Origin of the sequence: Bordetella genomosp. 6 (assembly GCF_002119705.1) — a bacterium.
GTDB lineage: Bacteria > Pseudomonadota > Gammaproteobacteria > Burkholderiales > Burkholderiaceae_B > Bordetella > Bordetella bronchiseptica_F.
Map to the genome: position 1 here is coordinate 3954195 of NZ_CP021107.1, position 24308 is coordinate 3978502.

The following is a 24308-nucleotide window of genomic DNA, read 5'->3' on the forward strand; positions in this document are numbered from 1 at the left end:
ATTGGTCAAGACCGAAATTGGCTACACCACCCCCGAGCGCATCACCGTCCGCGGCAAAGACCTGGCCAACGAATTGCTGGGGCAGGTCGACTTCGTCGACATGATGCTCATGACCATCTTCGGCCACCTGCCCAGCGCGGCGGAGAAGACCATGGTCAACCACATCCTGGTCACCGCCTGCGATCATGGCCTGACGCCCAGCGCCATGAGCGCGCGCCTGACCTATCTGGGCGCGCCCGAGGCCATGCAGGCGGCGGTGGCCGCCGGCCTGCTGGGCGCGGGCAGCGTGTTCCTGGGCACGACGCAGAACTGCGCCGAGATCCTGGCCGCCGGCGGCGCCGGCCTGACGCCCGACGCCCCGGACGCCGAGATCGACGCGGCCGCGCGCGCGCTGATGGCGGCCAGCCGCGAGAGGAAACAGCCCATCTACGGCATCGGCCACCCCATCCACATCGACGGCGACCCGCGCGTGCCGACCCTGCGCCGCCTGGCCCGAGAGCTGGGCTACTACGGCAAGCATTGGCGCCTGATGGAAGCGGTGCAACGCGTGTTCCTGCAGGACAAGGGCAAGAACCTGCCGATGAACGCGGTGGGCGCGGTCGGCGCCATCATCTGCGACATGGGGCTGGATCCCATGATCGCCCGCGGCCTGATGCTGGTGGGTCGCGCCGGCGGCCTGGTGGCCCATCTGTATGAAGAACGCCAGGATCCGATCGGCCAGCAACTGTGGGACCTCGTGCTGGCGCAGGACCCGCGCAATGTTGCCCCTGCTCGCTGACATGGGATACACTGCCGACGCAAAATAAAGGGGCGCGGCGCGGCGGCCCGCGGTCGCGCCCGGCCTTCGCGCTTTGCCGCGCGGCCGCCTGGCGGCCGCGCGGCAAACCCCTGCCAACAGAGCGCCATATGCCCACTTTCGTCAGTGCCGCCGCCAGGGCTATGGCGGTGTTTGAAGTGTTTGCCCGGGAAAAGCGCGAGCTGTCCAACTCGGACCTCGCCCGCCTGCTGGAACTGCCCGACAGCAGCTGCCTCGACCTGCTGCACACCCTGCATCAACTGGGCTACCTGCTGCGCACCCAATCGCGCCGCTACTACCCCACCGGCAAGCTGCTGCAGGCGGCACAACAGATCAGCACCTTCGACCTCGTCGTGCACGCCACCCGCGATGCACTGGAACAGCTGTCGCAACAGACCGGCGAAACGGCCTATGTCGGACGCATCGAAGGCGCCGCCGTCAAGATCGTGGCGGTGCGCGAAGGCCGGTATCCGCTGCGCTATATCCTCAACCTGGGCGAGCGCATCGCCCTGCACGCCTCCGCCATGGGCAAGGCGCTGCTGGGGCGGCTGCCGCCCGACGAGGCGCGCAGGCTGCTCAAGACCAAACAGCTGCGCAGGCTGACGGCGACCACCGTCACCGAACCCGAGGACCTGCTCGAGGAAGTCCTCGCCAGCCGCGAACGCGGCTGGTACCACACGCGTGGCGAAGGCAGCGACGGCGCCGATGCGCTGGCGGTATCCGGCCAGCTGAGCGACGAACCCATCGCGATCGCGATCTCCGGCCCGTCGGACCGCTTCAGCGCCAACCGCGACGAATACATCGCCGCGCTGCGCGCCGTGGCGGCGCGCCTGTTTCCCAACGACGCCTGAAGCCGGCGCGCTACGCCCGCAGCCCGGCGCCCAGCCGGTACTGGGGCGCATAGTAGGCCGGCGCGCCCAGGGTCTCGGCGGCCCGCCACACCCAGCGCGGATCGGCCAGGAACGCGCGCGCCAGCGCCACCTGGTCGGCCTGCCCCGCCTCGATGATGGCCTGCGCCTGGCGCGGGTCGGCGATGCCGCCGACCGCGCGCACCGGCATGCCGGTGCGGCGGCGCACTTGCTCGGCCAGCCCGGCCTGATAGCCGGGGCCGAACGGAATGCGCGCCCCGCGCACCACGAAGCCGCTGGTCACGCACACGTAGTCCACGCCGGCCTGGCGCAGTTGCCCGGCCAGCAGCACGGCATCCTCGACGTCCAGGCCGCCGGGCAGCCAGTCGGTGCCGGTGATGCGCGCGCCCAGCACGCAGCCGGCCGGCAGGGCCTCGCGCATGCGCCGCGCCACCGCCAGCGCCAGGCGGTGGCGCCCGGCCGCCGTCCCGCCCCATGCGTCGGCGCGCGTGTTGGCCAGGGGCGACTGGAACTGGTGCAGCAGATAGCCGTGCCCGGCATGCAGCTCGACCACGTCGAACCCCAGCCGCGCCGCGCGCCGCGCGGCCGCGCCGAAGGCCTCGACCACGCCGGCGATACCCTCCTCGTCCAGCGCCCGCGGCGTCGGCCAGCCCTCGGCGAACGGCGTGGCCGACGGCGCCACGCAGGTCCAGGCGCCGGCTTGCGGCGCCAGGGGCCGGCCGCCCAGCCAGGGCGCGTCGGCCGAACCCTTGCGCCCGGCATGGGCCAGCTGGATGCCCAGGCGCGCGTGCGGCGCGGCCACGGCGCGCGCGGCGGCCAGCGCCCGCGCCAGCGCCGCCTCGGTCTCGTCGGAATACAGGCCCAGGCAGCCGTGGCTGATGCGCCCGCGCGGCTCGACCGCGGTGGCCTCGACCATCACCAGGCCGGCGCCCGACAGCGCCAGCTGCATCAGATGCTGCATGTGCCACTCGTTGGCCTGGCCCTCGCGCGCCGAGTATTGGCACATGGGCGACACGACGATGCGGTTGGGCAGCTCCAGGGCGCCGATCCGCAAGGGGGAGAACAATGCCGGCATGCTTTCCTCCGGGCGATATCAGAGATAGGAGGCGCGTATGGCCTCGGAATGCGCCAGCTCGCCGGCCGGCCCCGCCAGCGTGATCGCGCCGGTCTCCATGACGTACCCGTACGATGCCGCGTCCAGCGCCAGCGCCACGTTCTGCTCCACCAGCAGGATGGTGGTGCCGTTGGCGTTGATCTGCCGGATGATGCGGAACATGTCGTCCACAAGCTGTGGCGCCAGGCCCAGCGACGGCTCGTCGAGCAGCAGCAGCCTGGGCCGCGCCATCAGCGCGCGGGCGATCGCCAGCATCTGCTGCTCGCCGCCGGACAGCGTGCGGGCCGGCTGCGCCGCGCGTTCGCGCAGGCGGGGGAACTGGTCGAACAGCGACTCGTAGTCGCGCCGCGCCTGCGCCCGGTCGCGCTGCAGGTAGCCGCCCAGCAGCAGGTTGTCGGCCACGCTCATGCTCGGGAACAGCTCGCGCTGCTCGGCCACCAGCGCCACGCCGGCGGCCAGCGCCTGGTCGGCGCGCCGGTTGGGCATGGGCGCGCCATCGAGCTCGATCGTGCCGGCCGTGGGCTGCACCAGGCCCACGATGGCCTTGAGCGTGGTGCTCTTGCCCGCGCCGTTGGCCCCCAGCAGGGTCACGATGGCGCCCTGCGGCACCGTCAGGCTGACCGACTTCAGGACCGTCTTGCCGCCGTAGCCGGCGTCCACATTATGCAAGGACAGCATCGCGCCCCCTCTCCCCTAGATAAGCCTTGATGACCGCCGGCGACTGGCGCACTTCCTCGGGCCGGCCCTCCGCGATCTTCTGGCCGAAGTTCAGCACGGTGATGCGGTCGGAGATCTTCATCACCAGCGCCATGACGTGGTCGATCACCAGGATGGACAGGCCCCGCTCGCGCCGCACGCGCAGCAGGATGTCGTTGAGCCCCTCGATCTCGGCGGCGCGCAGGCCCGCCGCCGGTTCATCCAGCAGCAGCAGGCTGGGCGCGGTGGCCAGCGCGCGCGCCACCTCCAGCCGGCGCTGCTTGCCGAACGGCAGCGCCGCGGCCGGCGTGTCGCCATCCTGCGCCAGCCCGACCAGCTCCAGCAGTTCCATGGCCTGCGCGCGCAGGGCGCGCTCGCCGCGCGCGTAGCGCGGGCCGTGCAGCAGCGCGCCGGCCATGCCGTACGGCGGCGCCAGGTGCAAGCCCACCTGCACGTTCTCCAGCGCCGACATCTCGCCGAACAGCTCGGTGTTCTGGAAGGTGCGGCACACGCCCAGGCGGCAGATGCGATGCGGCGGCAGGCGATCGAGCTGCCAGCCCCGCAGGCGCACCGCGCCCGCGGTCGGACGATAGATGCCGGTGATGACATTGAGCAGCGTGCTCTTGCCCGCGCCGTTGGGGCCAATGACCGCGTGGATGTCGCCCGGCCGCACCTGCAGGCTCACGTCGTTGAGGGCCACGATGCCGCCAAAGCGCATGGTGACGCGCGCCACCTCGAGAATGGGATGGGTCATTTGCTCGCCTCCCCGGGCACGGTGGAAAGCGCGGCCGGCGCGGGGCGCGGACGCACGATGAAACTGGCCAGGCCGGCCGGGCGCAGCATGATGAAGGCCAGCAGCAGCAGCGCGAACACCAGGCCCAGGTACGATTGCAGGCCCTGCAGCACTTCGGGAATGAAGACGAAGATGGCGCTGCCGATCAGCGCGCCCAGCGGGCTGGCCATCCCGCCCACCACGGCGATGGCCAGGTAATACACGGTCTGCGTGATGCCGTACTGCGACGGATCGAGATAGGACGACAGCGCGCCCAGCAGCCCGCCGCCCAGCGCGCCGAGAAACCCGCTGGCGGCGAACGCGCTGGCCTTGTAGTGCAGCACGTTCACGCCCATGGCGGCCGCCGCGATCTCGCCCTGGCGCACCGCGCCGAAGGCGCGCCCGATGCGCGAGCGCATGAGGTTGCGCACCAGCGCATACGACAGCGCGAACACCGGCACGATCACCAGGTACAGCGAGGCGCCGTTGTCCAGCACGTGGCCGGCGATCTCCAGCGGCGGCATGGGCATGCCCGCCGCGCCTCCGGTCAGGTCGTCGAGGTTGATGACGGCCAACTGGACGATGGCCGTCACCGCCATGGTGGCCAGCGCCAGGTAGTGGCCCGACACGCGCAGCGTGGCCAGGCCCAGCAGGTAGCCCAGCAGCGCGCATGCCGCGGCCGCCAGCGGTATGCCCGCGTAAAGCGGCACGCCCAGGCGCGTGGCCAGGATGGCGGCGCCATAGCCGCCCAGCGCCACGAAGGCGGCCTGGCCCAGCGAGATCTGGCCCGCGATGCCGCACACCACGACCAGGCCCAGCACGATGATGGCCGTGGCGGCGATCAGGCTGACCTGGTAGAGCTGGTACTCGGGCAGGTATCGATAGGCCAGGCCGAACAGCAGCGCGGCCGCGGCGTATGCCGGCAATTTTTTCGCAAGCATGTTCTACACCTTCTTGACGATGAGTTTTCCAAACAGGCCGTGCGGCATCAGCAGCATCACCAGGATGAGCACGGCGTAGCTGATGACGTCCTTCATGGCGCTGGACACGTACGCGCCGGCCAGGCCTTCGAGCACGCCCAGCAGCAGGCCGCCCAGCACCGCGCCGGGCAGGCTGGCGAAGCCGCCGATCACCGCCGCCGTGAAGCCCTTGATGGCGATGATGCCCATGTCGGGCGAGAGGGTGAGCTGCGGCGCGATCAGGATGCCGGCCACCGCCGCCAGCAGCGAGGCCAGAATCCAGATGGTCAGGTACACGCGCGAGACGCGGATGCCGACCAGGCTGGCGCCGGTGCGGTTCTCGCAGGCCGCCAGGATGGCCTTGCCGCGCAGGGTGCGCTCCAGGAACAGGAACAGGGCGGCCAGGATCAGCACCGCGATGCCGGCGATCGCGAGGTTGGCCGGCACCAGGTAGATGCCGCCCGCCTCGAAGGCCTGCTGCGACAGCAGGAACGGAAACGGCCAGGCCGTCGGCCCCATGTAGGCCCGCAACCCCTCGCGCAGCGCAATGCCGATGGCCAGGGTCGCGATGATGCGGGTCCACAGCGTGGCGTGGCGCAGCGGCCCGGCGAACAGGCCGAAGATCAGCCAGCCCAGCAGCGCCGAGGCCGCCAGCGCGAACAGCAGCGCCAGGCCGAACGGCAGCCCCAGCAGCGACTGTCCGATCAGCGCCATGTAGGCGCCGAAGGTCAGCTGCTCGCCGTAGCCGAAGTGCACCACGCCGGTGCCCTTGTAGATCAGCACGAACCCGAGCGCGACCAGCGCGTAGACCGCGCCGGCCGTGAGCGAGCCGATGAGGATTTGCATCAACATGATGGCAGCACTCCGATGGCCTTGATCTCGATCAGCGCGTCGGGGCGGATCAGCCCGGCCACCACCACGCCGGTGGCCGCCGGCCAGGGGTCGCCGAACACTTCGCGGCGCACGCGCGCGGTCTTGCGGTACTCGTCCAGCGACAGCACGTAGTCGGTGGTCTCGACGATGTCGCGCAGCGACCCGCCGACGCTGCGCATGATGAGGTCGAACTTGCGGTAGATCTGCCGGGTCTGGGCCTCGATGTCGCCGGGCCCGACCAGATTGCCCTGCTCGTCGGTCGCGGTGGTGCCCGACAGGTAGACCGTGTTGCCAATGCGCACCGCCGGCGAGTACGTATAGCCGGGATGCCAGGGATAGGGAACGATGGCTTCGATTCTGGACATGCTGGGTTTCCTCGTAGTGGTTGCAATGGCCCTAGGCGCGCTGGCGCAGCGCGAAGCGCTGGATCTTGCCGGTGTCGGTCTTGGGCAGGTCGGGCACGAATTCGACGATGCGCGGGTACAGGTGGGCGCCGCAATGGTTCTTGACGAACAGCTGGATCTCCTCGGCCAGCGCCGGGCTGGCCGCGTGGCCGGGCAACAGCACGATGTAGGCCTTGACCAGCTCGCCGCGCATGGCGTCGGGCACGCCGACCACGGCCGCCTCGGCCACGGCCCCATGCGCCAGCAGCGCGCTCTCGACTTCGAACGGCCCGATGCGATAGCCGGCGCTCTTGATCATGTCGCCGGCGCGGCCGTCGAACCAGTAGTAGCCGTCGGCGTCGCGATGCGCCAGGTCGCCGGTGACGATCCATTCGCCGCGCTCCAGTTCGGCGGTCGCGCCGGCGTCGTCCCAGTAATGGCTCCAATACAGCCGGTCGGCGCTGCGGCGCTTGGCCAGCCAGCCGCTGGCGTGCGCGCCGGCCAGCGGCTGGCCGGCGTCGTCCAGCACGGCGATCTCGTAGCCGGGAAACGGCAGGCCCATCGAGCCGGCCTTGGCCGGCACCGCGACCGCGTTGAAGTTGCCCACCGGCAGGCCGTACTCGGTGGCGCCGAAATGGTCCATCGGCGTGCGGCCCCAGGCCTGCTGGAAGAATTCCACCACCTCGCCGTTGAGCGGCTCGCCGCAGCTGGAGATGGCCCGCACCGCGTTGGGCCGCGCGCGCACGGCGTCCATCCCCAGCGCCATCACGCCGCGCAACAGCGTAGGCGTGGTCGCGAAGTTGCTGACCCGCTGGCGCGCCAGCACGTCCAGGCACGCCTCGGGCGTCGGATTGGCCGCCAGCGACACGATGGTCGCCCCCATGGCCAGCGCGCCCAGGTAGCACACGAAGCCGTACCCCCAGCCGGGATCGCCGGTGGGCCAGACCACGTCGTCGGCGCGCATGTCCGCGCCGTAGGTCAGGTAGGGCCAGACCGCGGCCAGGAAGTTGACCGCGATGGCGCCGCCCTTGGGCCGGCCGGTCGAGCCCGAGGTATAGATCAGCGCGGCGATGTCCTCGCGCTCGCGCGGCCGCGCCGCAAAGCGCGGCTCGGCCTCGCGCAGCGCCGCGGCGAAATCGATATCGCCCGCGGCCGTGTCGGCGGCGCCGGCCGCCACGGTCACGCAGCGCGCCTGGCCGGGCAGCACGGCCGGCAACTGGCCGCGCAGGGCGGCGTGGGTGAAGACCACGCGCGCGCCGCTGTGGCCCAGGCGGTACTCGATGGCGTCGCGCTTGAAACCGGTGAAGATGGGTACGTAGATGGCGCCGATCTTGATGGCCGCCAGCATCGCGACCAGGATTTCCGGGCCGCGCGGCAGGAAGCCGGCCACGCGGTCGCCCGGCCGCACGCCCAGCCGGGCCAGCAGGTTGGCGGCGCGGTCGCTTTGCTCGGCCAGTTCCGCGTACGAGTGGCGCGACTCGCGGCCTTGCTGGTCGATGAAGACCAGGGCCGTGCGCCCGCTGTCGCGGTGGCGGTCGATGATGGTGTGCGCCAGGCCTACGGCGTGGGCTTCGCCCCAGCCCAGCGCGCCGCGCACCGCGCGCCAGTCGAACTGTTGGCACGCGGCGGTGTATTCGGGAGACATGCTTGGTGATCCTCTGTCAGGCGTCCGGCTGCATCCGGACCAGGTACGTGTGTTTGCCTTGCATGACGGTGTCGCCCGCGTCGTTGGTCAGCCACATGTCGAAGCGCAGCAGCGACAGGTTGCGCGCCGGCTTGTGCTCGACCTGCGCCACCTCGAAATGGCTGGTGACGGTATCGCCGATGAATACCGGTTTCAGGAAGGAGAACTGGCTGTCGACGAAAGCGACCATGGCGTCCTCGATCCGGCGCGACAGCGGCGTGGCGCCGAACGCGCCCAGCGAGGCCAGCAGCAGCCCGTGCACGACGCAGCGCCCGTGGCGCGTGCGCGCCGCGAACGCCTCGTCGTAGTGGATGGGATGGCTGTCGCCGGTCAGCGCGGCGAAGCCGAGGTTCTCGTTGCGGGTGATGGTCGCGGGCGAGCCATGGCTGGCCAGCCCGGGACGCAGGTCCACGCCGTACAGCTGGGCGGCTTGACCGCGCTGGCTGGCCGTGTTCATTGCTTCACGCCATCGACGCTGACCACGATGGGCAGGATGCGGCGCGACAGATCGTCGCCGACCTCCACGATGCGCGTGGCGCGGTTGCCCTCGCGCACGCCGGGGCCGAAGGTGGTGGGCAGCGTGATGCCGGTCTCGAAGCCCTGCAGCGACTCCAGCGCCTTGACCAGGCCCTGCTGCGTGGGCTGCGCGCCGGCGCGCTTGATGCCCTCCAGGAACACCAGCGCCCCGCCGTAGCCCAGCGCATCGCCCAGGTCCGGACGCCCCTGGCGCGCCAGGTCCGGAAAGCGCGCCACGAACGCCTCGCGGAAGGCCTGCGCCTGCGGCGTGCTGGACGACTCGGGCAGGATCTCCAGCGTCATGATGTTCTGCGTGCCGGCCGCGGCCTTGCCGACGATCTCCGGATACTTGCGGCTGCCGGCCGAGTTCGAGCCCAGGATGACGCCCTCCACGCCCAGCTGGCGCGCCTGGCGCGTGATGATGGCCGAGGGGTTGGGATAGCCGTACACCACCAGCACGTCGGGTTTGGCCGCGGCGATCTTGGTCAGCTGCGCGTTGAAGTCGGTGTCATACACGTTGAACACCTCCAGCGCGACGGGCTCGGCGCCGCGCGCCTTCAGGCGCTGCAGCACGCTTTCGCCGCCGCTCTTGCCGTACTCGTCCGACTGGCGGATCAGCGCCACGCGCCTGGCCTTGAGGTGGTCGAGCGCGTAGTTGGCGATGGCCACGCCCTGCTCGCGGTCGTTCATCGGCCCGGTGCGAAACACATTGGGCAGCGGCGGGTCGGTGACGATGGGCGTGGAGAACACCGAGATGAACGTCGGCGTGGCCGAGGTCTTGAAGGTCTGCACCATGGCCTGGCCCACCGCGCTGGCCGACGGGCCGAACACGGCGAACACCTGCTCGGGGCCGACCAGCCGCTTGTAGGCGGCGATGCCCTTGGGCGGCGAGGACTCGTCGTCCAGCGACAGCCATTCCAGCTTGCGGCCATGGATGCCGCCGGCCGCGTTGGCCTGCTCGAAGGCCAGCGTGGCGCCGGCCAGGTTGCCCGAGCCAAAGATGGCGAACGGGCCGGTCAGGCTGCCCAGGATGCCGATCTTGAGGCTGTCGGCGGTCACGCCGGGTTCCGCGGCGGCGGGCGCCATGCCGGCCGACAGGGCCAGCGGCAGGGCGACGAGCGCCAGGCGGCGCAGGAGGGAAGTGGGAAGCATAAGGTCCTCGCTAGGGTGGCGCCGCGGGCGGCGCGTGGGTTGCGCTTCGAAAACCAGGTGCGTCCGGCCGGGCCGCCCCCTGAAAAGTCTCGATTTTCGGAACTTCGTCTCTATTTTCGATTATGATAAGAACGGAGCCGACGTGAGAACATTGGTGTTTGCACCAATGCCGCCCCAGACGGGGTACGCTGCGCGGCCAGACCAGAACCCTTCCGGCCCGCCCGCGCGGGCGTTCCTATCCGAACCCATGGCTACAGAGAAACTTCCCCCGCTCGAACGCTATATCCGCATGCTGGAACTGCTGACCGCGTTCCCGGACGGCCTGGCGCTGAGCGAACTGTCGGCGATGATCGAGCTGCCCAAGGCCAGCGCGCATCGCCTGATCAAGACCCTGCAGGAACTGGAGCTGGCCGCCACCAGCAGCCCCGGCTCGGCCACCTACGTGACCGGCCCGCGCCTGCGCAAGCTGGCCTTCATGAGCGCCAACGCGCAATGGGTGGTGGCCATCCTGCGGCCCTTCCTGCGCGAGCTGACCCAGGAGATGGGCGAAACCGCATTCGTGGCGCGGCTCGAAGGCGCCTCGGTGCGCACGATCGCGTTCGAAGCCCCCGAAACGCCCTGGCGCGGCTTCATCCTGCCGGGCTACGAAATGCACCCCAACGCGGCTGCGTCGGCCAAGGCCATCCTGGCCTTCCAGGACGCCGCCACGCTCAAGCGCGCCTTGCGCGAGCCGTTCGAGAAGCTGACGCCGCAGACCAACCTGTCCAAGGAACGCCTGCTGGAGGAATACGCGGCGATCCGCCGCTCGGGCGTGGCGACCTGCATCGGCGAAATCGACGAAGGGCTGGCGGCCGTGGCCGTGCCCATCGAGGTGGGCGGCGAGGCGGGGCTGTACAGCCTGGGCCTGACCGGCCCGATGAACAGGGTGATGGCGCTGGGCGTGGAACGCGCCGCCGAGCGCATGATGGCCTACGCGGCGCGCATGGCCAGCGGCCTGTCGGCCGGCTTGTCGGCCGAAAGCGCGCGCGCCGCCGGCCTGTCCTGAGGCGGCGGCGCCGCGCGGGCGCCGCGCCCCCGGTTACGCGGCGCCGCGGTACTGCTCGCCGCCGTCCAGGTCGATCACCGTCGCGCTCAGGTAGCCCGCGCGCGGCGAACAGCCGAACACCACGACGTCGGCCACTTCGGCCGGCTCCATCAGCCGGTCGAACGGCAGGCCGCTGAGGGTTTCCTGCCAGCGGTCCGGGTCGTTCCAGCGCGCCTGGGCGCGTTGCTGCGCCAAACCCAGCACGCGGTCGGTGCGGGTGCGCGACGGGTTGACGCCGAACACCCGCACGCCATGGCGCGGCCCCTCGCCGCCCAGCGCGCGCGTAAACGCCACCAGCGCCGCGTTGGCCGCGGCGCCGCAGACGTAGTCGTGGCGCGGGCTGGACGCCGCCATGCCGATCACGTTGGCGATCACGCCCGCGCCGGCGGCGCGCATGCGCGGATAGTAGGCGCGCGCCAAGTTGATATAGCCATAGACCTTGAGCTCCCAGCCGGCGCGCCAGCGCTCGTCCTCGACCTGGTCGAGCGCGCCGCCGGGCACCGCGCCGGCGTTGTTGACCAGGATATCGATCTCGCCGGCGCGTTCGGCCAGCGCCTGGGCCGCGCCGGGCAGCGCCAGGTCCTGCGCATGGGTCTCGGCCGCCTGGCCGGTCTGCTCGCGCACCGCGTCGGCCGCGCGCGCCAGCGCCTGCGCGTCGCGCGCGACCAGCACCGGCGTGGCGCCCTCGCGCGCGAACGACAGCGCGCAGGCCAGCCCGATGCCCTTGGACGCGCCGGTGATCAATACGCGCTTGCCCGCCAATTGCAGATCCATATGTGCTCCGGTTGTACAGGGTTGTCCGTCAGGGAGCAGGATACTGGGACTTGAACCAGTCCGCGATCTGGCCGCCGTTCATGAACACCACGTCGGGGTGGCCGGCCAGCAGGTCCAGCATCTGCTCGAAATAGCCGTAGCGGTGCGGCACGCCCATCAGGTGCGGGTGCAGGCCCAGCGCCAGCACGCGCGGCCAGCGCCGGCACTCGCGCTCGAACAGGGCCAGGGTGCGCTCCAGGCGCAGCAGGAACTCGGGCGAGGAATGCTTTTCCACCGCGTAGATGACCGAGTCGTTCAGCTCCAGGTTGTACGGCATCTGGATCAGCGCGCCGCGCTCGACGCGCATCCAGTTGGGCAGGTCGTCGACCACCCAGTCGCACACGTACTCCACGCCCGCGTCCGCCAGGATATCCGGCGTATCCACGGTTTCGCGCAGGCCCGGGCTGAGCCAGCCGCGCGGGCGCGCGCCGGTGAAGGCGCGCAGTTTGTCCAGGCATTGCGCGATCAGCTCGGCCTCGCCGTCGCCATGGTTGAGCGACTGCTGGTGCATGCCGTGGCCGATGAACTCCCAGCCGGCCCGCAGCATGGCCTCGGCCGCGCGCGGGTAGGCGTCGATGACGCTGGCATTGCAGCTGGTCGAGGCCGGCAGCCCGCGCTCGCCGATGGCCTGCAGCATGCGCGCCAGGCCGGCGCGCATGCCGTAGTCGACCCAGCTGAAGTTGGGCACATCCGGCACGGTCTCGCGGCCATGCGGCGGCGTGATGAGGGTGCGCGGCATGGGCTGGTCGAAGCGCCAGTTCTCGACGTTGACGACCAGGTGCACCATGATGCGCCCGCCGGCGGGCGGCGCGCACGGCGCGCGGTCGTCGGGAAAGGCGTGGGCAATGCGGGGGTTGGCCATGGCGGGCTCCGGCGTGGCGGCTCAGTGCCGCATCTGTTTGAGGATTTCGCGCTTCAAGCCGTTGAACACCTCGCCGGTGATCAGGTCCAGCGAGCGCGGCCGCTCGATGGGCACCTCGATGCGGGTCGCGATGCGGCCGGGGCGCGCCGACATGACGTAGATGGTGTCGGCCAGCAGGATGGCCTCGTCGATGTCGTGGGTGACGAACACCACCGTGGTGCGCAGCGTCTGCCACACCGACAGCAGCAGCTCCTGCATGGTCAGGCGCGTCTGCGCGTCCAGCGCGCCGAACGGCTCGTCCATCAGCAGCACCCTGGAACCCAGCGTCAGCACGCGCGCGATGCCCACGCGCTGGCGCATGCCGCCCGACAGCTGCACCGGCAGGTGCCGCTTGAAGGCCGACAGCCCGGTGATCTCCAGCATCTCCTCGGCGCGCGCGGCGTACTCGCGCCGCGGCAGCCCGGCGATCTTTGGGCCGAACACCACGTTCTCCCAGACGTTGAGCCAGGGAAACAGCGCCGCCTCCTGGAACACCACGCCGCGCTCGGGGCCGGGCCGCTCGACCGCGCCCCCGCCCACGCGCAGTTCGCCGGCCGACGGCGCCTCGAACCCGGCGATCAGGTTTAGCAGGGTCGATTTGCCGCAGCCCGACGGCCCCAGCAGGGCGATGAACTCCCCCTCGGCGACCTGCAGGTCAATCTGGTCCAGCGCATGCACCGGGGTCGCGCCGGGATAGGTCTTGCTCAGTTGCGTAACGGAAATGTGCGACATGGCGGCCTCAGTGGTTTTGCAGCATGCGCCACGCCAGGACGCGGTGCTCGATGGCGACGATGAGCCGGTCGCTCAGGAAGCCCATCATGCCGATGGACACCATGTCGGCCAGCACGATGTCCATGCGGCCCACGTAGTAGGCGTCCCACAGCACATAGCCCAGGCCCGACTTGACGGCCACCATTTCCGAGACGATCACCGCCGTCCAGGAAATGCCCAGGCCGATGCGCAGGCCCGTGAAGATCGACGGCATCGCCGCCGGCAGCACCACGCGGCGCATCAGCTGGCCCGACGAGGCGCCCATCATGCTGGCGGCGCGCACCAGGTTGCGGTCCACGTCGCGCGCGCCCTGCGTGGTATTGACCACGATGGCGTAGAAGCCGCCCAGGAAGATCAGGAAGATCGAGCCCATGTCGCGGATGCCGAACAGCGCGATCGAGAACGGCAGCCAGGCCGTGATGGGAATCGGCCGCAGCCCCTGGATGAGCGGGTCCAGCAGCTGCGAGGTCAGGCGGCTCCAGCCTATGGCCAGGCCCAGCGGTATGCCCGCCGCCATGGCCAGCCCGAACCCCTGCGCCACGCGCATGGTGGAGTACTGCACGTTGCTGACCCAGGTGCCCTGGTAGGGATTGAGCCCCATGCCCGGATCGCCGAAGATCCACGCATACCAGGCGCGCGCCACCTGCACCGGCGTGGGCACCACGCCGGCCATCGCGGCCGACTGCCCCACCAATTGCCACACCACGAGGATCAGCACGGGCACGGCCAATCCCAGCCCGAGACGCCGCAGGGCCCGCCCGGCCGGCGCGCCGGCCGGCGCCGATGGCGCGGGAACCGCGGGACGTTTCAATATGGAAGAACTCACCGCCATCTCCTTGGCGCCGGCGCGCCCGCCACGCGGCGGACGCGCCGGCGCGCCACGTGCTTACCTGACTTCCCGGGCCAGCGTCGGGTCCCAGACCTTGTCGATCTGGCCGCTGACATCCTTGGGAATGACGCCCAGCTCGTTGAAGGTCTTGGCCTGGCGCCGCAGCTGGTCGAGATCGAGCACGCCGCCCAGCTTGATCAGCTTGACCGACTCGCGCGTCACCGACAGCGGCAGGTTGGTGTACTTGGAATAGGCCTGCGCGAACGCCTCGGGATCCTGTTCGAGCTGCTTCTCGGCGCGCTGGTAGGCCCACAGGAAGCACTTGACCGCCTCGCGCTTGGTCTGCAACGCCTCGCGCGTGGCCGCCAGCAGGCCAAGCTCGGCGCCCACCGCCTTGGACTGGCTGTATTCCAGGTTCTTGGCGAAGAACGCGGTGCCGTCGGCCACCAGCTGCGATTCGAACGGCTCCCACAGCGCCACCGCGTCGACGTCGCCGCGCTGCAGCGCCTGCACGAACGCAGTGCCGCCGCCCTGGATGTTGACGGCCGTGAAGCTGTTGTACGGAATGCCCTTCTCGGCCAGGGTGGCGGCCCACTGGAACCACACCGCCGAGCCCGGTGCGATGCCCACGCGCTTGCCCGCCAGGTCTTTCCAGTCGTCCATCTTCACGCCCTTGCGCGTGACCAGGTACTTGGGCGAGGACGCCACGCCTGCCAGGCCCACGATCTTGTCGCTGCCCTGCGCCAGCGCGATGGCCAGGTCGGCCGGACCGATGCCGGACACGTCGATCGAGCCCGACAGCAGCGCGGTGCGCGCGTCGGCATAGCGCACGAACTCGACCGGCTTGACCTCCACGTTGCATGCCTTGAGCGGCTCGGAGACGAAAATCATGGGCGACAGATGACCCACCTTCACATAGCCGATGGTCAGCACTTGTTTCTGCGGCGCGGCCGGCGGCTGCGCGGACTGCGCCACGGCGACCGCGGCGTACCCGGAAAACAGGACGGCCAGGGCCGTCCGATGGAGCGTTTTCATGCGATTTCCCCTTGTGCTTGCTGCATGGTGGCCAAAGCAGACTGCGGGCGGCCGTTCGATGGCGGGAGTTCGGCGCGGGCCTACCTCCCCTTGAAAACCGGTGGGCGTTTGTCGCGGAAGGCCGCCTGGCCTTCCTGGTAATCCTCGCTGTCGAAGCAGGCCCGCACGGCCTGGTCCACGCTGTCGGCCGACGGCGCTTGCGCGCCGCCCAGCAGGTGGCGCAGGGCCAGCCGCGCCGCGCGCAGCGTCAGCGGCGCATTGCCCGCCACCGCCGCCACGCGCTCGGCCGCCGCCTGCGTGAAATCGGCGTCGGCGAACACTTCGTGCGCCAGGCCGATGCGGCCGGCCTCGGCGCCGCCGAAGGTGCGGGCGGTGAGGAACAGATCGGCGGCGCGCGCCGCCCCGAGCATGTCGCACATGCGCTTGACGCCGTCGAGCGCATAGCCCAGGCCAAGCCGCGCGGCCGGCATGCGAAAGCGCGCGCTCTCGTTGCAATAGCGCAGGTCGCAGGCCAGCGCCAGGCCCATGCCGCCGCCCATGCAGATGCCGCGCACCAGCGCGATGGTGGGCACGGCGCTCTCGGACAGGGCCTGCTGCGCCTGCGTGACCGCGCGGTCATAGCGCGCGATCTGCGCGGGGTCCTTGCGCTGCGAGGCGAATTCGGAGATATCGGCGCCCGACACGAAGGCGCGCTCGCCCTCGCCCTCGAGCACGATGGCGCGCAGATCGTCGCGGCCCTGCGCGTCGCGCACTGCCTGGCCCAGCGCTTCCCACATGGACAGCGACATGGCGTTGTAGCGCGCCGGGTTGACGATGCGCACGCGCAGCAGCCCGTCGGCGTCGTCGATGGCCAGGCGGCCGGGAGGATGGATGTCCGTGCTCATGGATCAGGTTCCTTTGTGGTTCAGACCGCGCCTGCCGCGCGCAGCCTGTCGATTTCGTCTTCGCCGTAGCCCGCTTCGCGCAGCACTTCGTCGGTGTGCTCGCCCCAGCCCGGCGCGGTGCGCGCGATGTCGGCCGGCGTGCGCGCCAGCGTCACCGGCTGCGTGACCATCACGCGCTCGCCGCCCTGCCAGGCCGCGCAGCGGCGCGCCACTTCCAGGTGGCGCACCTGCTCGTCGTCGAACATCTGCGGCACCGTGTACACCGGCCCGGCCGGCACGCCGGCCTCGTTGAGCAGGCCCACCCAATGCGCCACGGTGCCGGCGGCGAACACCGCGCCGATCAGGGCGTTGAGATCGCGCCGGTTGCGCACGCGCAGCTTCTCGGTCTGGAAGCGCGGATCGTCCAGCCAGCCGGTCTGCCCCAGCACCTGGCAGAAGCGCTTCCAGTTGCCTTCCCCGGAAGCGCCCAGGTTGAACATGCCGTCGCTGGCGGCGAACAGCCCCATGGGGCTGCTGGTGGGATGGTCGTTGCCCTCCTGCGCGGGCACGTCGCCGTCGTTCAGGTAGCGCGCCGCCTGGAAATCCATCATGGCGATCTGCGCGTGCAGCAACGAGGCATGCACCCATTGCCCCTGCCCGGACTGCTCGCGTTCGAGCAGCGCGGTCAGGATGCCGATGGCGGCATACAGGCCGGTGCTGGAATCGGCCACCGCCAGGCCGGCGCGCACCGGCCCCTGGCCGGGCAGCCCGGTCACCGACATCAGCCCGCCCATGCCCTGCGCGATCTGGTCGAAGCCGGGCCGGCCGGCATACGGGCCGCTTTGCCCGAAGCCGGAAATGCTGGCCAGGATGATGCGCGGGTTGATGGCGCGCAGCGATTCATAATCCACGCCCAGGCGCGCTTTCACGTCGGGGCGCCAGTTCTCCACCACCACGTCGGCGCCGGCCACCAGGCGCTTGAACACCGCCATCGCCTCGGGCTTTTTCAGGTTGAGCGTCAGCGACCGCTTGTTGCGGTTCAGGTTCTGGAAATCGCCGCTCCAGCGGTCGGCCGCGAACATCGCCTCGTTGGGGTCCACGCCCGGCGGCGGCTCGATCCGGATCACGTCCGCGCCGAAATCGGCCAGCATGCGCACGCAGGTCGGGCCGGCCCGCACGCGCGACAGGTCCAGGACGCGAAAGCGCCGCAATGCCGGCGAAGCGGATAGCTGGGGCATGGTCAGGCTCGGCCTCGGGAAGGGATAAGGGGAACGCCGGGCTGGCGCACGAAGCCCCGGCCGCCGAAATGGCTTTGCCCGGCCTGGCGCGCCAGCGCCAGCAGCATGGCTTCTCCGCCGGGCCGCGCGATGGCCTGCACGCTGATCGGCCGCCCGGCCGCGTCGCGGCCGATCGGGAACACGATCGCCGGCAGGCCCAGGTAATTGACGAACGACAGCCAGCAGAACAGGTCCAGCAGGCGTCGCGCCTCGAAATCGGGCGAGCTGGTGAGCACCTGCGACCAGTCGGGCACCGGGCCGGGCAAGGCCGGCGTCAGCAGCACGTCGCTGTCGGCCAGCGCCTCGGCCACGAAGGCATCGACCTGCGCCTGGCGTTGCGCCAGGGCGGCGCGCGCCCAGGCCGGCGGCATGGCCGCGCCGGTCAGCGCCAGGTTGCGCGCCAGCGCCCCCAGCGCCGGCGCCTGTCCGCGCAAGGCCTGGGCATGCGCGGCGGCGCTGCCCGCATACAGCAGCGTCTGCGCCAGGCGTATCCATTGCGGCAAGGCGGCCAGGCGCGCCTCGCGGCGCCGGCCGCGCGCGCTGCACAGGCCGGCAAAGTCCTCCAGCGCCGCGTGCACGGCCGCATCCAGGCGCACCGCCGGGTCGGGATGGATCCAGCACGTGGCGATGCGCCATTGCGCCATGGCCGGCGCGATGAACGCATCGAGCGCGGCCGCCTGCGCGGCGTCGAGCGCGGCGTGCAGCACCGCCTGCGCGTCGTCGGCGCAACGCGCCAGCACGCCCACCGTGTCCAGCTCGCCGGCCAGCGGCGCCACGCCATCGCCGGGCAGCAGGCCGCGCGTCGGCATCAGGCCCACCACGCCGCAAGTGGCCGCGGGGATGCGCACCGACCCCGCCGTATCCGTGCCCAGCGAGCCATAGCAAAGGCCCGCGGCCACCGCCACGGCCGAGCCGCTGGAAGAACCGCCCACCGCAGCGTCCGCGTCGAGCGGATTGCGCGGCAAGGGATAGCGCGGGTTTTCGCCGGTGGCGCCGCTGGCGTGCTCGGCCATGGCCAGGGCCGCCAGCGGCCGGCTGCCGGCGGCGGCCAGGCGGCGGATGACCGTGGCGGCCCGCACCGGCGCGTCCGGCCAGGGATGGCGCGCGCCGCACTCGGGCACGCGGCCGGGCAGCACGAAGATGTCTTTATGGGCCAGCCCGACGCCGGCCAGCGGCAGGGATGCCGGCGGCGCCTCGTCCGCCTCGTCGGGCAGCGCCACCACGCAATGCCAGGCATCGGCCTCGCAGGCCTGGCGCTGCAGCGCCAGCGCCTGCGCCACGTCCAGCGCGCCCGCCGCCAGTTGCGCGCGCAGGCCGGCAATGGTGTCGGGCAGTCCGGCCGGGGTCATGCCGAGCCTCCCGGCGCGGCGCCCGCCAGCCGCGCCAGCGCCCTGGCCACCGCGCGCGCCTCGCGCTCGGTGGCGGCTATGCCCTGGCTCGCCAACAGGGCGCGCACGGCGGCTTCGTCGGGCGGCGCGACAGCCGGGTCAGGCGGCGCCAGCGGTTTATCCTGCATACCCAAACACCCCTTGATGTATTATTTAATCAGAGTATAAATATATTTATAGACTACCGAATAATTTCATGCAAGCCACGTTTGCCCCTACGCCATGAAGGTCAGCGACCGCATCCGGCTGGCGCTCGAAGCCGATATCCGCGACGGCGTCCTGCTGCCGGGCGATGCCATCGACGAACACGAACTGGCCGCCCGCCACCAGGTTTCGCGCACCCCGGTGCGCGAAGCGCTGCTGCAGCTGAAGGTCCAGGGCATCCTCGACAGCCAGCCGCGCGGCGGCTCGGTGGTGGCGCGCATGGACGTGCAGGAATTGCTGGCGATCTGGGAGCTGATGGCGGAGATGGAAGGCGTGTGCACCCGCATGGCGTGCCAGCGCATGACGGCCGAGGAGCGCTCCGAGCTGGCCCGCGTGCATCGCGAGGCCGCCCCGGTGGTGCAGGCCGACGACCCGCAGGCCTGGCGCGACGCCAACCACCGCTTCCACGAAGTGCTGTACCACGGCTGCCGCAATCCCTACCTGCGCGAGCAGCTGCTGGCGTTGCGCGCGCGCACCGGCGCCTATCTGCGCCACGCCTTCATCGCGGTGGGCCGGGTGCGCGCCTCGTATGAGCAGCACGGCGAACTGGTCGAGGCCATCCTGGCCCACGACCCCGAGCGCGCGCACCGGATGATGATGCGCCACATCAGCCTGGCGCAAGGCGCCAAGGGCCTGGCCGACTTTCTCATCAACCTGCCCCGCTCGATGGTCAAGCCCTAGCTAGCCCGCGCGCAAGCCCAGCGCCAGGCCCGCCGCGATGATGGCCAGCACCAGCGCCACGATCAGCGCATAGCGCCAGTCGCGCTGGCGCGCGAAGGCCGCCAGCATGGCCAGCAGGCGCGCCACCGGCAGCGCGATGAACAGCACGATGCCCGCGCTCACCACGCGCGCGCCGGCCGGCGCGTCGTACATGCCCAGCGCCATGCCGGCCGCGACGACCAGGCAGGCCGCCCAGGTGCCGGCGCGCAGCAGCGCGGCCAGGCGCATCTCCAGCCCTTGCCCGGCGCGCGCGCTCATCGGCCGCCTCCCGGCCATTGCACGCCCAGCGCCATCAGCAGCATCTGCACCGCGAGCACCGCCAGCACCGCCACGAACAGCAGGCGCAGCCGCTCGCCGGACACCCGCATCAGGATGCGTGCGCCCAGCACCGAGCCGGCCACCGAGCCCAGCGCCACCGGCCCGGCGATCACCGGATCGATCTCGCCGCGCGCGAAGTACACCGCGGCGCTGGCCGCCGCCGTCACCCCGATCATGAAATTGGAAGTCGCCGACGACACCTTCAGGGGCAGGCGCAGCGCGCTGTCCATCGCCGGAATCTTGAGCACGCCGCTGCCGATGCCCAGCAGCGCCGACAGCACGCCGGCCCCGTACATCAGCGACATGCCCAGCGGCAGGCGCTGCACGTGGTAGTGCCGTTGCTGGCCGACGGCGGGGTCATGGTAGCGGCCGTGCAGCCGCAAGGCGCCGGCCCAGCGGCAGGCCGGCGCGCCGTCCGCGCGCGCCGGGTCGCGCCGGCGCGCCAGCATCTGCCACGCGGACACCACCAGCACCACGGCGAACAGCGCGTACAGCGCCGCCACCGGCACCACGCCCACCAGGAATACGCCGGTCAGCGCGCCCAGCGTGGTGGCCGTCTCCAGCACCACCGCCAGCCGCACATGCGTCAGCCCGCTGCGCAGGAAAGCCGCCGCGCTGCCGCAGGAACAGGCGATCACCGAAACAATGCTGGCCGCGATGGCGGCGTGCACGTCGATGCCCCACAGCACCAGCAGGGGCACGATGAAAATGCCGCTGGCCATGCCCAGCATGCCGCCCAGCGCGCTGGCGCCCAGCGCCATCGCGAACAGCCACAGGCCGGCCACGGTCATGCCGGCGTGGGCCGCGAGCGCCGCGCCAGCCGCGTCACGAAGCGGATCAGGTCGCCGCGGTAGTACAGCTTTTCGTAGTCGATGGGCCGGGGCCCCGCGCAATACGAGGTGCGCTCGATCAGGAAGACCGGACTGCCGGGCGGCACCTCCAGCGCCCGCGCCACCTCGGGCGTGGCGATGGCGGCCTCGAGCCGGTATTCGGCCTCGACCAGCGGCAGGTCGTACTTCTGCTCGAGCAGCGCGAAGATGGGCTCGGCCTCCAGGTCGTGCGTGACGACCCGCTCGCCGATCTCGCGCGGCAGGTAGGTTTCGTCCAGCGACATGGCCACGCCATCGGCCAGGCGCACGCGCCGGATGCGCATGACCTGGGTGCCCGGCGCCACCGCCAGCTGGCGCGCCACGGCCTCGTCGGCGGCCACGATCGCCGTATCCAGCAGGCGCGCCGAGGGCACGCGGCCCAGCGCCTGCATGTCTTCCACGAAACCGGTGAGCTCGGTGAGCTCCTGCACCACCCGCGGCTGCGCCACGAACGTACCCTTGCCGCGCCGGATCTCGACCAGACCGCGCTCGGCCAGGTTCTGGATGGCCTTGCGCACCGTGGTGCGGCTGACCTGAAAGCGTGCGATCAGGCCGTCCTCGGCGGGCAACTGGCTGCCGGGCGCCATTTCGCCCGCGGCGATCGCCTCGGCCAGCACGGCCTCGACCCGGGCATAGAGCGGAGCATGGTTCGACTCAGACATCATGACGTCATTATGTCATGATCTGTGCATCCATGCAGAACCGGCGCGCAGGCGCCCGCGGCCGCCCTACGGCTTGCGGGCTTGCGCGTCGATCTGCTGGCGCAAACGCGCTTCCTGGTCGCGCAGTTCGGGCGTGAAGGCCTCGCCGAAATCCTCAGCCTCGAAAACCTGGCGGATCTCGATTTCGGAGTCTCCCGGCATGGGATTGGGGCAGCGCTTGACCCAGTCGATCGCTTCCTCGAGCGAGGCGCATTGCCACAGCCAGAAACCCGCGATCAGGCCCGGCGTCTCGAACGGGCCGCGCTCGACCTTGCGGTCCTTGCCCGAGAAATGCACGCGCGCGCCGCGCGAGCTGGGGTGCAGGCCTTCGCCGGCCTGCATGACGCCGGCCTGCACCAGCGCTTCGTTGAACTTGCCCATTTCGGCCAGCAGCCGCTCTTCGGGCATGACGCCGGCTTCGCTGTTGCGGTCGGCCTTGACCAGTACCATGAATCGCATTTCGGACCTCCTCGTGTATGTGCGCGGCGCGCCTTCCGAGCGTCCCGCGCGGCGGGAAAACCTGGCAACCACGCCAGCGTATGCCCGCCGCGCCGCATCTCGCAAGCGTCAATGCCGCGCCCCGAGGCGGGCGTTTGCGAGGCGCCGGGCCAGGCAAGCGACTTGCTGCGGACAGGGGCGGCCCGCCCCGGAGTTCCGCACCCATGATCCAACTGCTGCGCGAGGAGAAATTCATCGTCCTGGCATTGCTGGCGGCGCTGGCGGACCTGTTGCCCGGCCCCTGGCGGCACGCCGGCGCCGCGGCCGCGATGGCGGAGACGGTCGTGCTGGTGGCGGCCATCCTGGCGGCATCGCTCAGCGTGGTGCGGCACGCCGAGCTGATCGCGCGCAAGCTGGGCGATCCCTACGGCAGCATGATCCTGACCTTGTCGGCGGTGCTGGTGGAGGTAATCGTGCTGGGCATCGTCGCGCGCGGCGGCGCCTCGCCGGAACTGGTGCGCGACAGTATCTATTCGGCGGTGATGCTGGATATCAACGGCATCCTGGGGCTGGCGGCGCTGATCGGCGGATTCAAGCACGGCGAACAGGCCTACAACGACGACTCGGCACGTACGTACGGCGTCATGATCCTGACGGCCGTGGCCGTTTCCATGATCATTCCCGAATTCATCCCGGGCGCGCGCTGGCGCGCCTACAGCGTGTTCACCATCGTGGTCATGGTGCTGCTGTACGGCGTCTTCCTGCGCATGCAGACCGGCCCGCACAGCTATTTCTTCAGCTACAGCTATCCGGAAAAGAACGCGCGGCGCAGGCAAGCGCCCGTGCCGGTGCACACGCCCCGCTCGGCCGGGGTCATGATCGCCGGCATCGCCATCGTCGGCCTGCTGGCCGAGCTGATGTCGCATTCGATGCAGCGCGGCCTGCACGGCGTCGCCGTGCCGGCCGGCGTGGTGCCGCTCATCATCGCCGGCATATCGGCGGCGCCGGAAATCCTCACCGCCCTGCGCGCCGCGCTGGCCAATCGCATGCAGTCCGTGGTCAACATCGCGATGGGGGCATCGCTGTCGACCGTCATCCTGACCGTGCCCGCCATGGAGGCCATGGCCCTCTACAGCGGGCAGGCGCTGCGCATGGCGATGACGCCGCTGCAGACGGTGATGATGCTGGTGACGCTGATCGCGGCGGCCATCAACCTCAATGACGGCCAGACCAATGCCATCGAGGGCATGACCCACTTCGTGCTGTTCGCCGCCTTCCTGATGCTGGTGGCGCTGGGGCTGTGAGCACGCCGCCCGCCGCGGGCACGCGCCTTGCGGCAGGCCGCGGCTCCAGGAGACCGCCATGAAACGAGACGACAACGCCACCGTAGACGGCGCCTGCGTGCGCTTCACCCTGCAGTCGCCGCACGGCCCCACGGTGGTGGCCGTCACGGCCAAGGCGCTGGTCGAGCACTGCGGCGCCGACAACAGCGGGCCGGGCCTGCTGCAAGGCTATCGCGCCCACTGGCCGCGCATCCATGCCGTGGCGCGGCAACTGGCGCCCAGCACGCTGGACGGCGGCGTGCGCGTGACGGCGTCGGACCTGGCCGACGCAAGAAGCCCCCTCATGAGCGACAGCAAAGACCATGGCGCCGCGCCGGCGCGCAAGCCCGCCCGCATCGCCGGCCAACCCGACGTCGACAGCGCGGCGCCGCGCCCGGCCGGCAAGCCGGCGGGCGCCAAGCGCCGCTAGGCCACGCTATTTCGCCTTGCCGGCGGCGGCCGCTTCGGCGTTGACCTGCTTGAGCGCCAGCATGCTCAGTTTCTCGTCGGTGGCCTTTTCCTCGGCCAGCGTTTCCTTGAGCAGCGCCAGCGCCTTGGTCTCGCCCAATTGCTTGGCGAAGGTGCAAAGCGTGCCGTAGCTGGCAATTTCGTAATGCTCCACCTTCTGCGCGGCGGCGATCAGCGCCGCGTCCAGCACCGGCCCTGGTTCGATCTCGTCCATCACTTCCTTGCCCTCCTCGACCAGCCCCTCCATGGCGGCGCACTTCATGCGCTTGAGGCGCAAGTCCGAGCCTTCGACGATCTGGTCGATGCGCTCGACCTGTCCGCGCGTTTCCTCCAGATGGGCCGAGAACGCCTCGGCCAGCTTGGGGTCGCTGGCCGAGCGCGCCATCTTGGGCAGCGCCTTGGTCAGCTGTTTCTCGGCACTGTAGATGTCCGATAGCTCGTGGATGAACAGTTCCTGCAGGGTTTTGCGAGTCATGGCTTGCTCCTGGAAAAG

At 70.8% G+C, this 24308-nt stretch carries 29 protein-coding genes; 6 read left to right on the forward strand and 23 right to left on the reverse strand.

Going from position 1 to position 24308, the window contains the following annotated elements; genetic code table 11:
• The first annotated feature begins 1 nt into the window (after position 1).
• Together CAL11_RS18605 and CAL11_RS18610 are read left to right on the forward strand one after the other, a co-directional pair.
• Positions 2-778 carry a citryl-CoA lyase gene (locus CAL11_RS18605; protein WP_086093803.1) on the forward strand — a complete coding sequence of 259 codons (777 nt, stop codon included), beginning with the start codon at positions 2-4 and terminating at the stop codon, positions 776-778.
• A 128-nt stretch (positions 779-906) separates the two neighbouring features.
• Positions 907-1647, forward strand: a complete 741-nt coding sequence (locus CAL11_RS18610) for an IclR family transcriptional regulator (RefSeq protein ID WP_086093804.1) — start codon at positions 907-909, stop codon at positions 1645-1647.
• Between the two features lie 10 nt (positions 1648-1657).
• Here CAL11_RS18610 and CAL11_RS18615 read toward each other — a convergent pair whose 3' ends face one another.
• Genes CAL11_RS18615 through CAL11_RS18655 form a run of 9 tightly spaced genes read right to left on the reverse strand, consistent with a single transcriptional unit; the run spans position 1658 to position 9814 of the window.
• On the reverse strand, positions 1658-2740 hold the full coding sequence (locus tag CAL11_RS18615) for an NADH:flavin oxidoreductase/NADH oxidase (RefSeq protein ID WP_086093805.1): 1083 nt from the start codon (positions 2738-2740) through the stop codon (positions 1658-1660).
• An 18-nt stretch (positions 2741-2758) separates the two neighbouring features.
• Positions 2759-3448 carry an ABC transporter ATP-binding protein gene (locus tag CAL11_RS18620; RefSeq protein ID WP_086094630.1) on the reverse strand — a complete coding sequence of 230 codons (690 nt, stop codon included), beginning with the start codon at positions 3446-3448 and terminating at the stop codon, positions 2759-2761.
• Positions 3441-4229: an ABC transporter ATP-binding protein gene (locus tag CAL11_RS18625; protein WP_086093806.1), complete on the reverse strand. Its 789-nt coding sequence runs from the start codon at positions 4227-4229 to the stop codon at positions 3441-3443. The genes CAL11_RS18620 and CAL11_RS18625 overlap by 8 nt, the downstream gene beginning before the upstream one ends.
• Entirely contained in the window at positions 4226-5188 is a 963-nt protein-coding gene (locus CAL11_RS18630; RefSeq protein WP_086093807.1) for a branched-chain amino acid ABC transporter permease, read from the reverse strand. Before CAL11_RS18630 ends, CAL11_RS18625 begins: the two co-directional genes overlap by 4 nt.
• A gap of 3 nt (positions 5189-5191) precedes the next feature.
• Positions 5192-6058 carry a branched-chain amino acid ABC transporter permease gene (locus CAL11_RS18635; protein WP_086093808.1) on the reverse strand — a complete coding sequence of 289 codons (867 nt, stop codon included), beginning with the start codon at positions 6056-6058 and terminating at the stop codon, positions 5192-5194.
• The gene (locus tag CAL11_RS18640) at positions 6052-6444 is read right to left on the reverse strand and encodes a RidA family protein (RefSeq protein ID WP_003808978.1); all 393 of its coding nucleotides are present in this window, start codon (positions 6442-6444) and stop codon (positions 6052-6054) included. Before CAL11_RS18640 ends, CAL11_RS18635 begins: the two co-directional genes overlap by 7 nt.
• Positions 6445-6475: 31 nt before the next feature.
• A complete protein-coding gene (locus tag CAL11_RS18645; RefSeq protein ID WP_086093809.1) occupies positions 6476-8107 on the reverse strand; it encodes an acyl-CoA synthetase in 1632 nt (543 codons plus the stop codon).
• A gap of 16 nt (positions 8108-8123) precedes the next feature.
• Positions 8124-8603, reverse strand: coding sequence for a MaoC family dehydratase (locus CAL11_RS18650; protein ID WP_015064392.1), 480 nt, complete (start codon positions 8601-8603; stop codon positions 8124-8126).
• Positions 8600-9814 carry an ABC transporter substrate-binding protein gene (locus CAL11_RS18655; protein WP_033464747.1) on the reverse strand — a complete coding sequence of 405 codons (1215 nt, stop codon included), beginning with the start codon at positions 9812-9814 and terminating at the stop codon, positions 8600-8602. Before CAL11_RS18655 ends, CAL11_RS18650 begins: the two co-directional genes overlap by 4 nt.
• A 247-nt stretch (positions 9815-10061) precedes the next feature.
• Between CAL11_RS18655 and CAL11_RS18660 the strand changes: the two genes are divergently transcribed.
• A complete protein-coding gene (locus tag CAL11_RS18660; protein WP_086093810.1) occupies positions 10062-10859 on the forward strand; it encodes an IclR family transcriptional regulator in 798 nt (265 codons plus the stop codon).
• A gap of 33 nt (positions 10860-10892) precedes the next feature.
• On the opposite strand, the gene CAL11_RS18665 is transcribed toward CAL11_RS18660, so the two are convergent.
• The 9 genes from CAL11_RS18665 to CAL11_RS24435 form a co-directional block, all read right to left on the reverse strand.
• Positions 10893-11672, reverse strand: a complete 780-nt coding sequence (locus CAL11_RS18665) for an SDR family oxidoreductase (RefSeq protein WP_086093811.1) — start codon at positions 11670-11672, stop codon at positions 10893-10895.
• A 28-nt stretch (positions 11673-11700) separates the two neighbouring features.
• Positions 11701-12573 carry a polysaccharide deacetylase family protein gene (locus CAL11_RS18670; RefSeq protein WP_015064396.1) on the reverse strand — a complete coding sequence of 291 codons (873 nt, stop codon included), beginning with the start codon at positions 12571-12573 and terminating at the stop codon, positions 11701-11703.
• Between the two features lie 21 nt (positions 12574-12594).
• Complete coding sequence (locus CAL11_RS18675; RefSeq protein ID WP_086093812.1) at positions 12595-13344, reverse strand: ABC transporter ATP-binding protein; 750 nt, start codon at positions 13342-13344, stop codon at positions 12595-12597.
• Positions 13345-13351: 7 nt separating this feature from the next.
• Positions 13352-14209 carry an ABC transporter permease gene (locus CAL11_RS18680; RefSeq protein WP_033447163.1) on the reverse strand — a complete coding sequence of 286 codons (858 nt, stop codon included), beginning with the start codon at positions 14207-14209 and terminating at the stop codon, positions 13352-13354.
• Positions 14210-14269: 60 nt separating this feature from the next.
• On the reverse strand, positions 14270-15247 hold the full coding sequence (locus CAL11_RS18685; RefSeq protein WP_015064399.1) for an ABC transporter substrate-binding protein: 978 nt from the start codon (positions 15245-15247) through the stop codon (positions 14270-14272).
• Between the two features lie 80 nt (positions 15248-15327).
• Positions 15328-16131 (reverse strand): enoyl-CoA hydratase, encoded by an 804-nt coding sequence (locus CAL11_RS18690; RefSeq protein WP_015064400.1) that lies wholly within the window; start codon positions 16129-16131, stop codon positions 15328-15330.
• Positions 16132-16151: 20 nt separating this feature from the next.
• Positions 16152-17348: a CaiB/BaiF CoA transferase family protein gene (locus tag CAL11_RS18695; RefSeq protein WP_086093813.1), complete on the reverse strand. Its 1197-nt coding sequence runs from the start codon at positions 17346-17348 to the stop codon at positions 16152-16154.
• Between the two features lie 2 nt (positions 17349-17350).
• Positions 17351-18736 carry an amidase gene (locus tag CAL11_RS18700; protein ID WP_086093814.1) on the reverse strand — a complete coding sequence of 462 codons (1386 nt, stop codon included), beginning with the start codon at positions 18734-18736 and terminating at the stop codon, positions 17351-17353.
• A complete protein-coding gene (locus CAL11_RS24435) occupies positions 18733-18903 on the reverse strand; it encodes a hypothetical protein (protein ID WP_155273257.1) in 171 nt (56 codons plus the stop codon). The genes CAL11_RS18700 and CAL11_RS24435 overlap by 4 nt, the downstream gene beginning before the upstream one ends.
• Positions 18904-18997: 94 nt before the next feature.
• Between CAL11_RS24435 and CAL11_RS18705 the strand changes: the two genes are divergently transcribed.
• Positions 18998-19660 carry a GntR family transcriptional regulator gene (locus tag CAL11_RS18705; RefSeq protein WP_086093815.1) on the forward strand — a complete coding sequence of 221 codons (663 nt, stop codon included), beginning with the start codon at positions 18998-19000 and terminating at the stop codon, positions 19658-19660.
• Here CAL11_RS18705 and CAL11_RS18710 read toward each other — a convergent pair whose 3' ends face one another.
• The 4 genes from CAL11_RS18710 to CAL11_RS18725 all read right to left on the reverse strand — a co-directional run bounded on the left by CAL11_RS18710 (position 19661) and on the right by CAL11_RS18725 (position 22046).
• Positions 19661-19957, reverse strand: coding sequence for a DUF1634 domain-containing protein (locus CAL11_RS18710; RefSeq protein ID WP_086093816.1), 297 nt, complete (start codon positions 19955-19957; stop codon positions 19661-19663).
• A complete protein-coding gene (locus tag CAL11_RS18715) occupies positions 19954-20808 on the reverse strand; it encodes a sulfite exporter TauE/SafE family protein (RefSeq protein WP_086093817.1) in 855 nt (284 codons plus the stop codon). The genes CAL11_RS18710 and CAL11_RS18715 overlap by 4 nt, the downstream gene beginning before the upstream one ends.
• The gene (locus CAL11_RS18720; protein ID WP_086093818.1) at positions 20805-21551 is read right to left on the reverse strand and encodes a GntR family transcriptional regulator; all 747 of its coding nucleotides are present in this window, start codon (positions 21549-21551) and stop codon (positions 20805-20807) included. Before CAL11_RS18720 ends, CAL11_RS18715 begins: the two co-directional genes overlap by 4 nt.
• A gap of 63 nt (positions 21552-21614) precedes the next feature.
• The gene (locus tag CAL11_RS18725; protein ID WP_086093819.1) at positions 21615-22046 is read right to left on the reverse strand and encodes a YciI family protein; all 432 of its coding nucleotides are present in this window, start codon (positions 22044-22046) and stop codon (positions 21615-21617) included.
• A gap of 203 nt (positions 22047-22249) precedes the next feature.
• On the opposite strand from CAL11_RS18725, the gene CAL11_RS18730 reads away from it, so the two are divergent.
• A complete protein-coding gene (locus tag CAL11_RS18730; RefSeq protein ID WP_086093820.1) occupies positions 22250-23329 on the forward strand; it encodes a calcium:proton antiporter in 1080 nt (359 codons plus the stop codon).
• Positions 23330-23387: 58 nt separating this feature from the next.
• Positions 23388-23777, forward strand: a complete 390-nt coding sequence (locus CAL11_RS18735) for a DUF1488 family protein (RefSeq protein ID WP_086093821.1) — start codon at positions 23388-23390, stop codon at positions 23775-23777.
• Between the two features lie 6 nt (positions 23778-23783).
• Here the strand turns inward: CAL11_RS18735 and CAL11_RS18740 are convergent, their stop codons facing one another.
• The gene (locus tag CAL11_RS18740) at positions 23784-24290 is read right to left on the reverse strand and encodes a ferritin-like domain-containing protein (protein ID WP_033447094.1); all 507 of its coding nucleotides are present in this window, start codon (positions 24288-24290) and stop codon (positions 23784-23786) included.
• Positions 24291-24308 lie beyond the last annotated feature (18 nt).

Coding starts and splice junctions, on each gene's coding strand:
- CAL11_RS18610 (WP_086093804.1), top strand. CDS start 907: ATGCCCACTTTCGTCAGTGCCGCCGCCAGGGCTATGGCGGTGTTTGAA.
- CAL11_RS18615 (WP_086093805.1), bottom strand. CDS start 2,740: ATGCCGGCATTGTTCTCCCCCTTGCGGATCGGCGCCCTGGAGCTGCCC.
- CAL11_RS18625 (WP_086093806.1), bottom strand. CDS start 4,229: ATGACCCATCCCATTCTCGAGGTGGCGCGCGTCACCATGCGCTTTGGC.
- CAL11_RS18630 (WP_086093807.1), bottom strand. CDS start 5,188: ATGCTTGCGAAAAAATTGCCGGCATACGCCGCGGCCGCGCTGCTGTTC.
- CAL11_RS18635 (WP_086093808.1), bottom strand. CDS start 6,058: ATGTTGATGCAAATCCTCATCGGCTCGCTCACGGCCGGCGCGGTCTAC.
- CAL11_RS18640 (WP_003808978.1), bottom strand. CDS start 6,444: ATGTCCAGAATCGAAGCCATCGTTCCCTATCCCTGGCATCCCGGCTAT.
- CAL11_RS18645 (WP_086093809.1), bottom strand. CDS start 8,107: ATGTCTCCCGAATACACCGCCGCGTGCCAACAGTTCGACTGGCGCGCG.
- CAL11_RS18650 (WP_015064392.1), bottom strand. CDS start 8,603: ATGAACACGGCCAGCCAGCGCGGTCAAGCCGCCCAGCTGTACGGCGTG.
- CAL11_RS18655 (WP_033464747.1), bottom strand. CDS start 9,814: ATGCTTCCCACTTCCCTCCTGCGCCGCCTGGCGCTCGTCGCCCTGCCG.
- CAL11_RS18660 (WP_086093810.1), top strand. CDS start 10,062: ATGGCTACAGAGAAACTTCCCCCGCTCGAACGCTATATCCGCATGCTG.
- CAL11_RS18665 (WP_086093811.1), bottom strand. CDS start 11,672: ATGGATCTGCAATTGGCGGGCAAGCGCGTATTGATCACCGGCGCGTCC.
- CAL11_RS18670 (WP_015064396.1), bottom strand. CDS start 12,573: ATGGCCAACCCCCGCATTGCCCACGCCTTTCCCGACGACCGCGCGCCG.
- CAL11_RS18675 (WP_086093812.1), bottom strand. CDS start 13,344: ATGTCGCACATTTCCGTTACGCAACTGAGCAAGACCTATCCCGGCGCG.
- CAL11_RS18685 (WP_015064399.1), bottom strand. CDS start 15,247: ATGAAAACGCTCCATCGGACGGCCCTGGCCGTCCTGTTTTCCGGGTAC.
- CAL11_RS18690 (WP_015064400.1), bottom strand. CDS start 16,131: ATGAGCACGGACATCCATCCTCCCGGCCGCCTGGCCATCGACGACGCC.
- CAL11_RS18695 (WP_086093813.1), bottom strand. CDS start 17,348: ATGCCCCAGCTATCCGCTTCGCCGGCATTGCGGCGCTTTCGCGTCCTG.
- CAL11_RS18700 (WP_086093814.1), bottom strand. CDS start 18,736: ATGACCCCGGCCGGACTGCCCGACACCATTGCCGGCCTGCGCGCGCAA.
- CAL11_RS24435 (WP_155273257.1), bottom strand. CDS start 18,903: ATGCAGGATAAACCGCTGGCGCCGCCTGACCCGGCTGTCGCGCCGCCC.
- CAL11_RS18705 (WP_086093815.1), top strand. CDS start 18,998: ATGAAGGTCAGCGACCGCATCCGGCTGGCGCTCGAAGCCGATATCCGC.
- CAL11_RS18710 (WP_086093816.1), bottom strand. CDS start 19,957: ATGAGCGCGCGCGCCGGGCAAGGGCTGGAGATGCGCCTGGCCGCGCTG.
- CAL11_RS18715 (WP_086093817.1), bottom strand. CDS start 20,808: ATGACCGTGGCCGGCCTGTGGCTGTTCGCGATGGCGCTGGGCGCCAGC.
- CAL11_RS18720 (WP_086093818.1), bottom strand. CDS start 21,551: ATGATGTCTGAGTCGAACCATGCTCCGCTCTATGCCCGGGTCGAGGCC.
- CAL11_RS18725 (WP_086093819.1), bottom strand. CDS start 22,046: ATGCGATTCATGGTACTGGTCAAGGCCGACCGCAACAGCGAAGCCGGC.
- CAL11_RS18730 (WP_086093820.1), top strand. CDS start 22,250: ATGATCCAACTGCTGCGCGAGGAGAAATTCATCGTCCTGGCATTGCTG.
- CAL11_RS18735 (WP_086093821.1), top strand. CDS start 23,388: ATGAAACGAGACGACAACGCCACCGTAGACGGCGCCTGCGTGCGCTTC.
- CAL11_RS18740 (WP_033447094.1), bottom strand. CDS start 24,290: ATGACTCGCAAAACCCTGCAGGAACTGTTCATCCACGAGCTATCGGAC.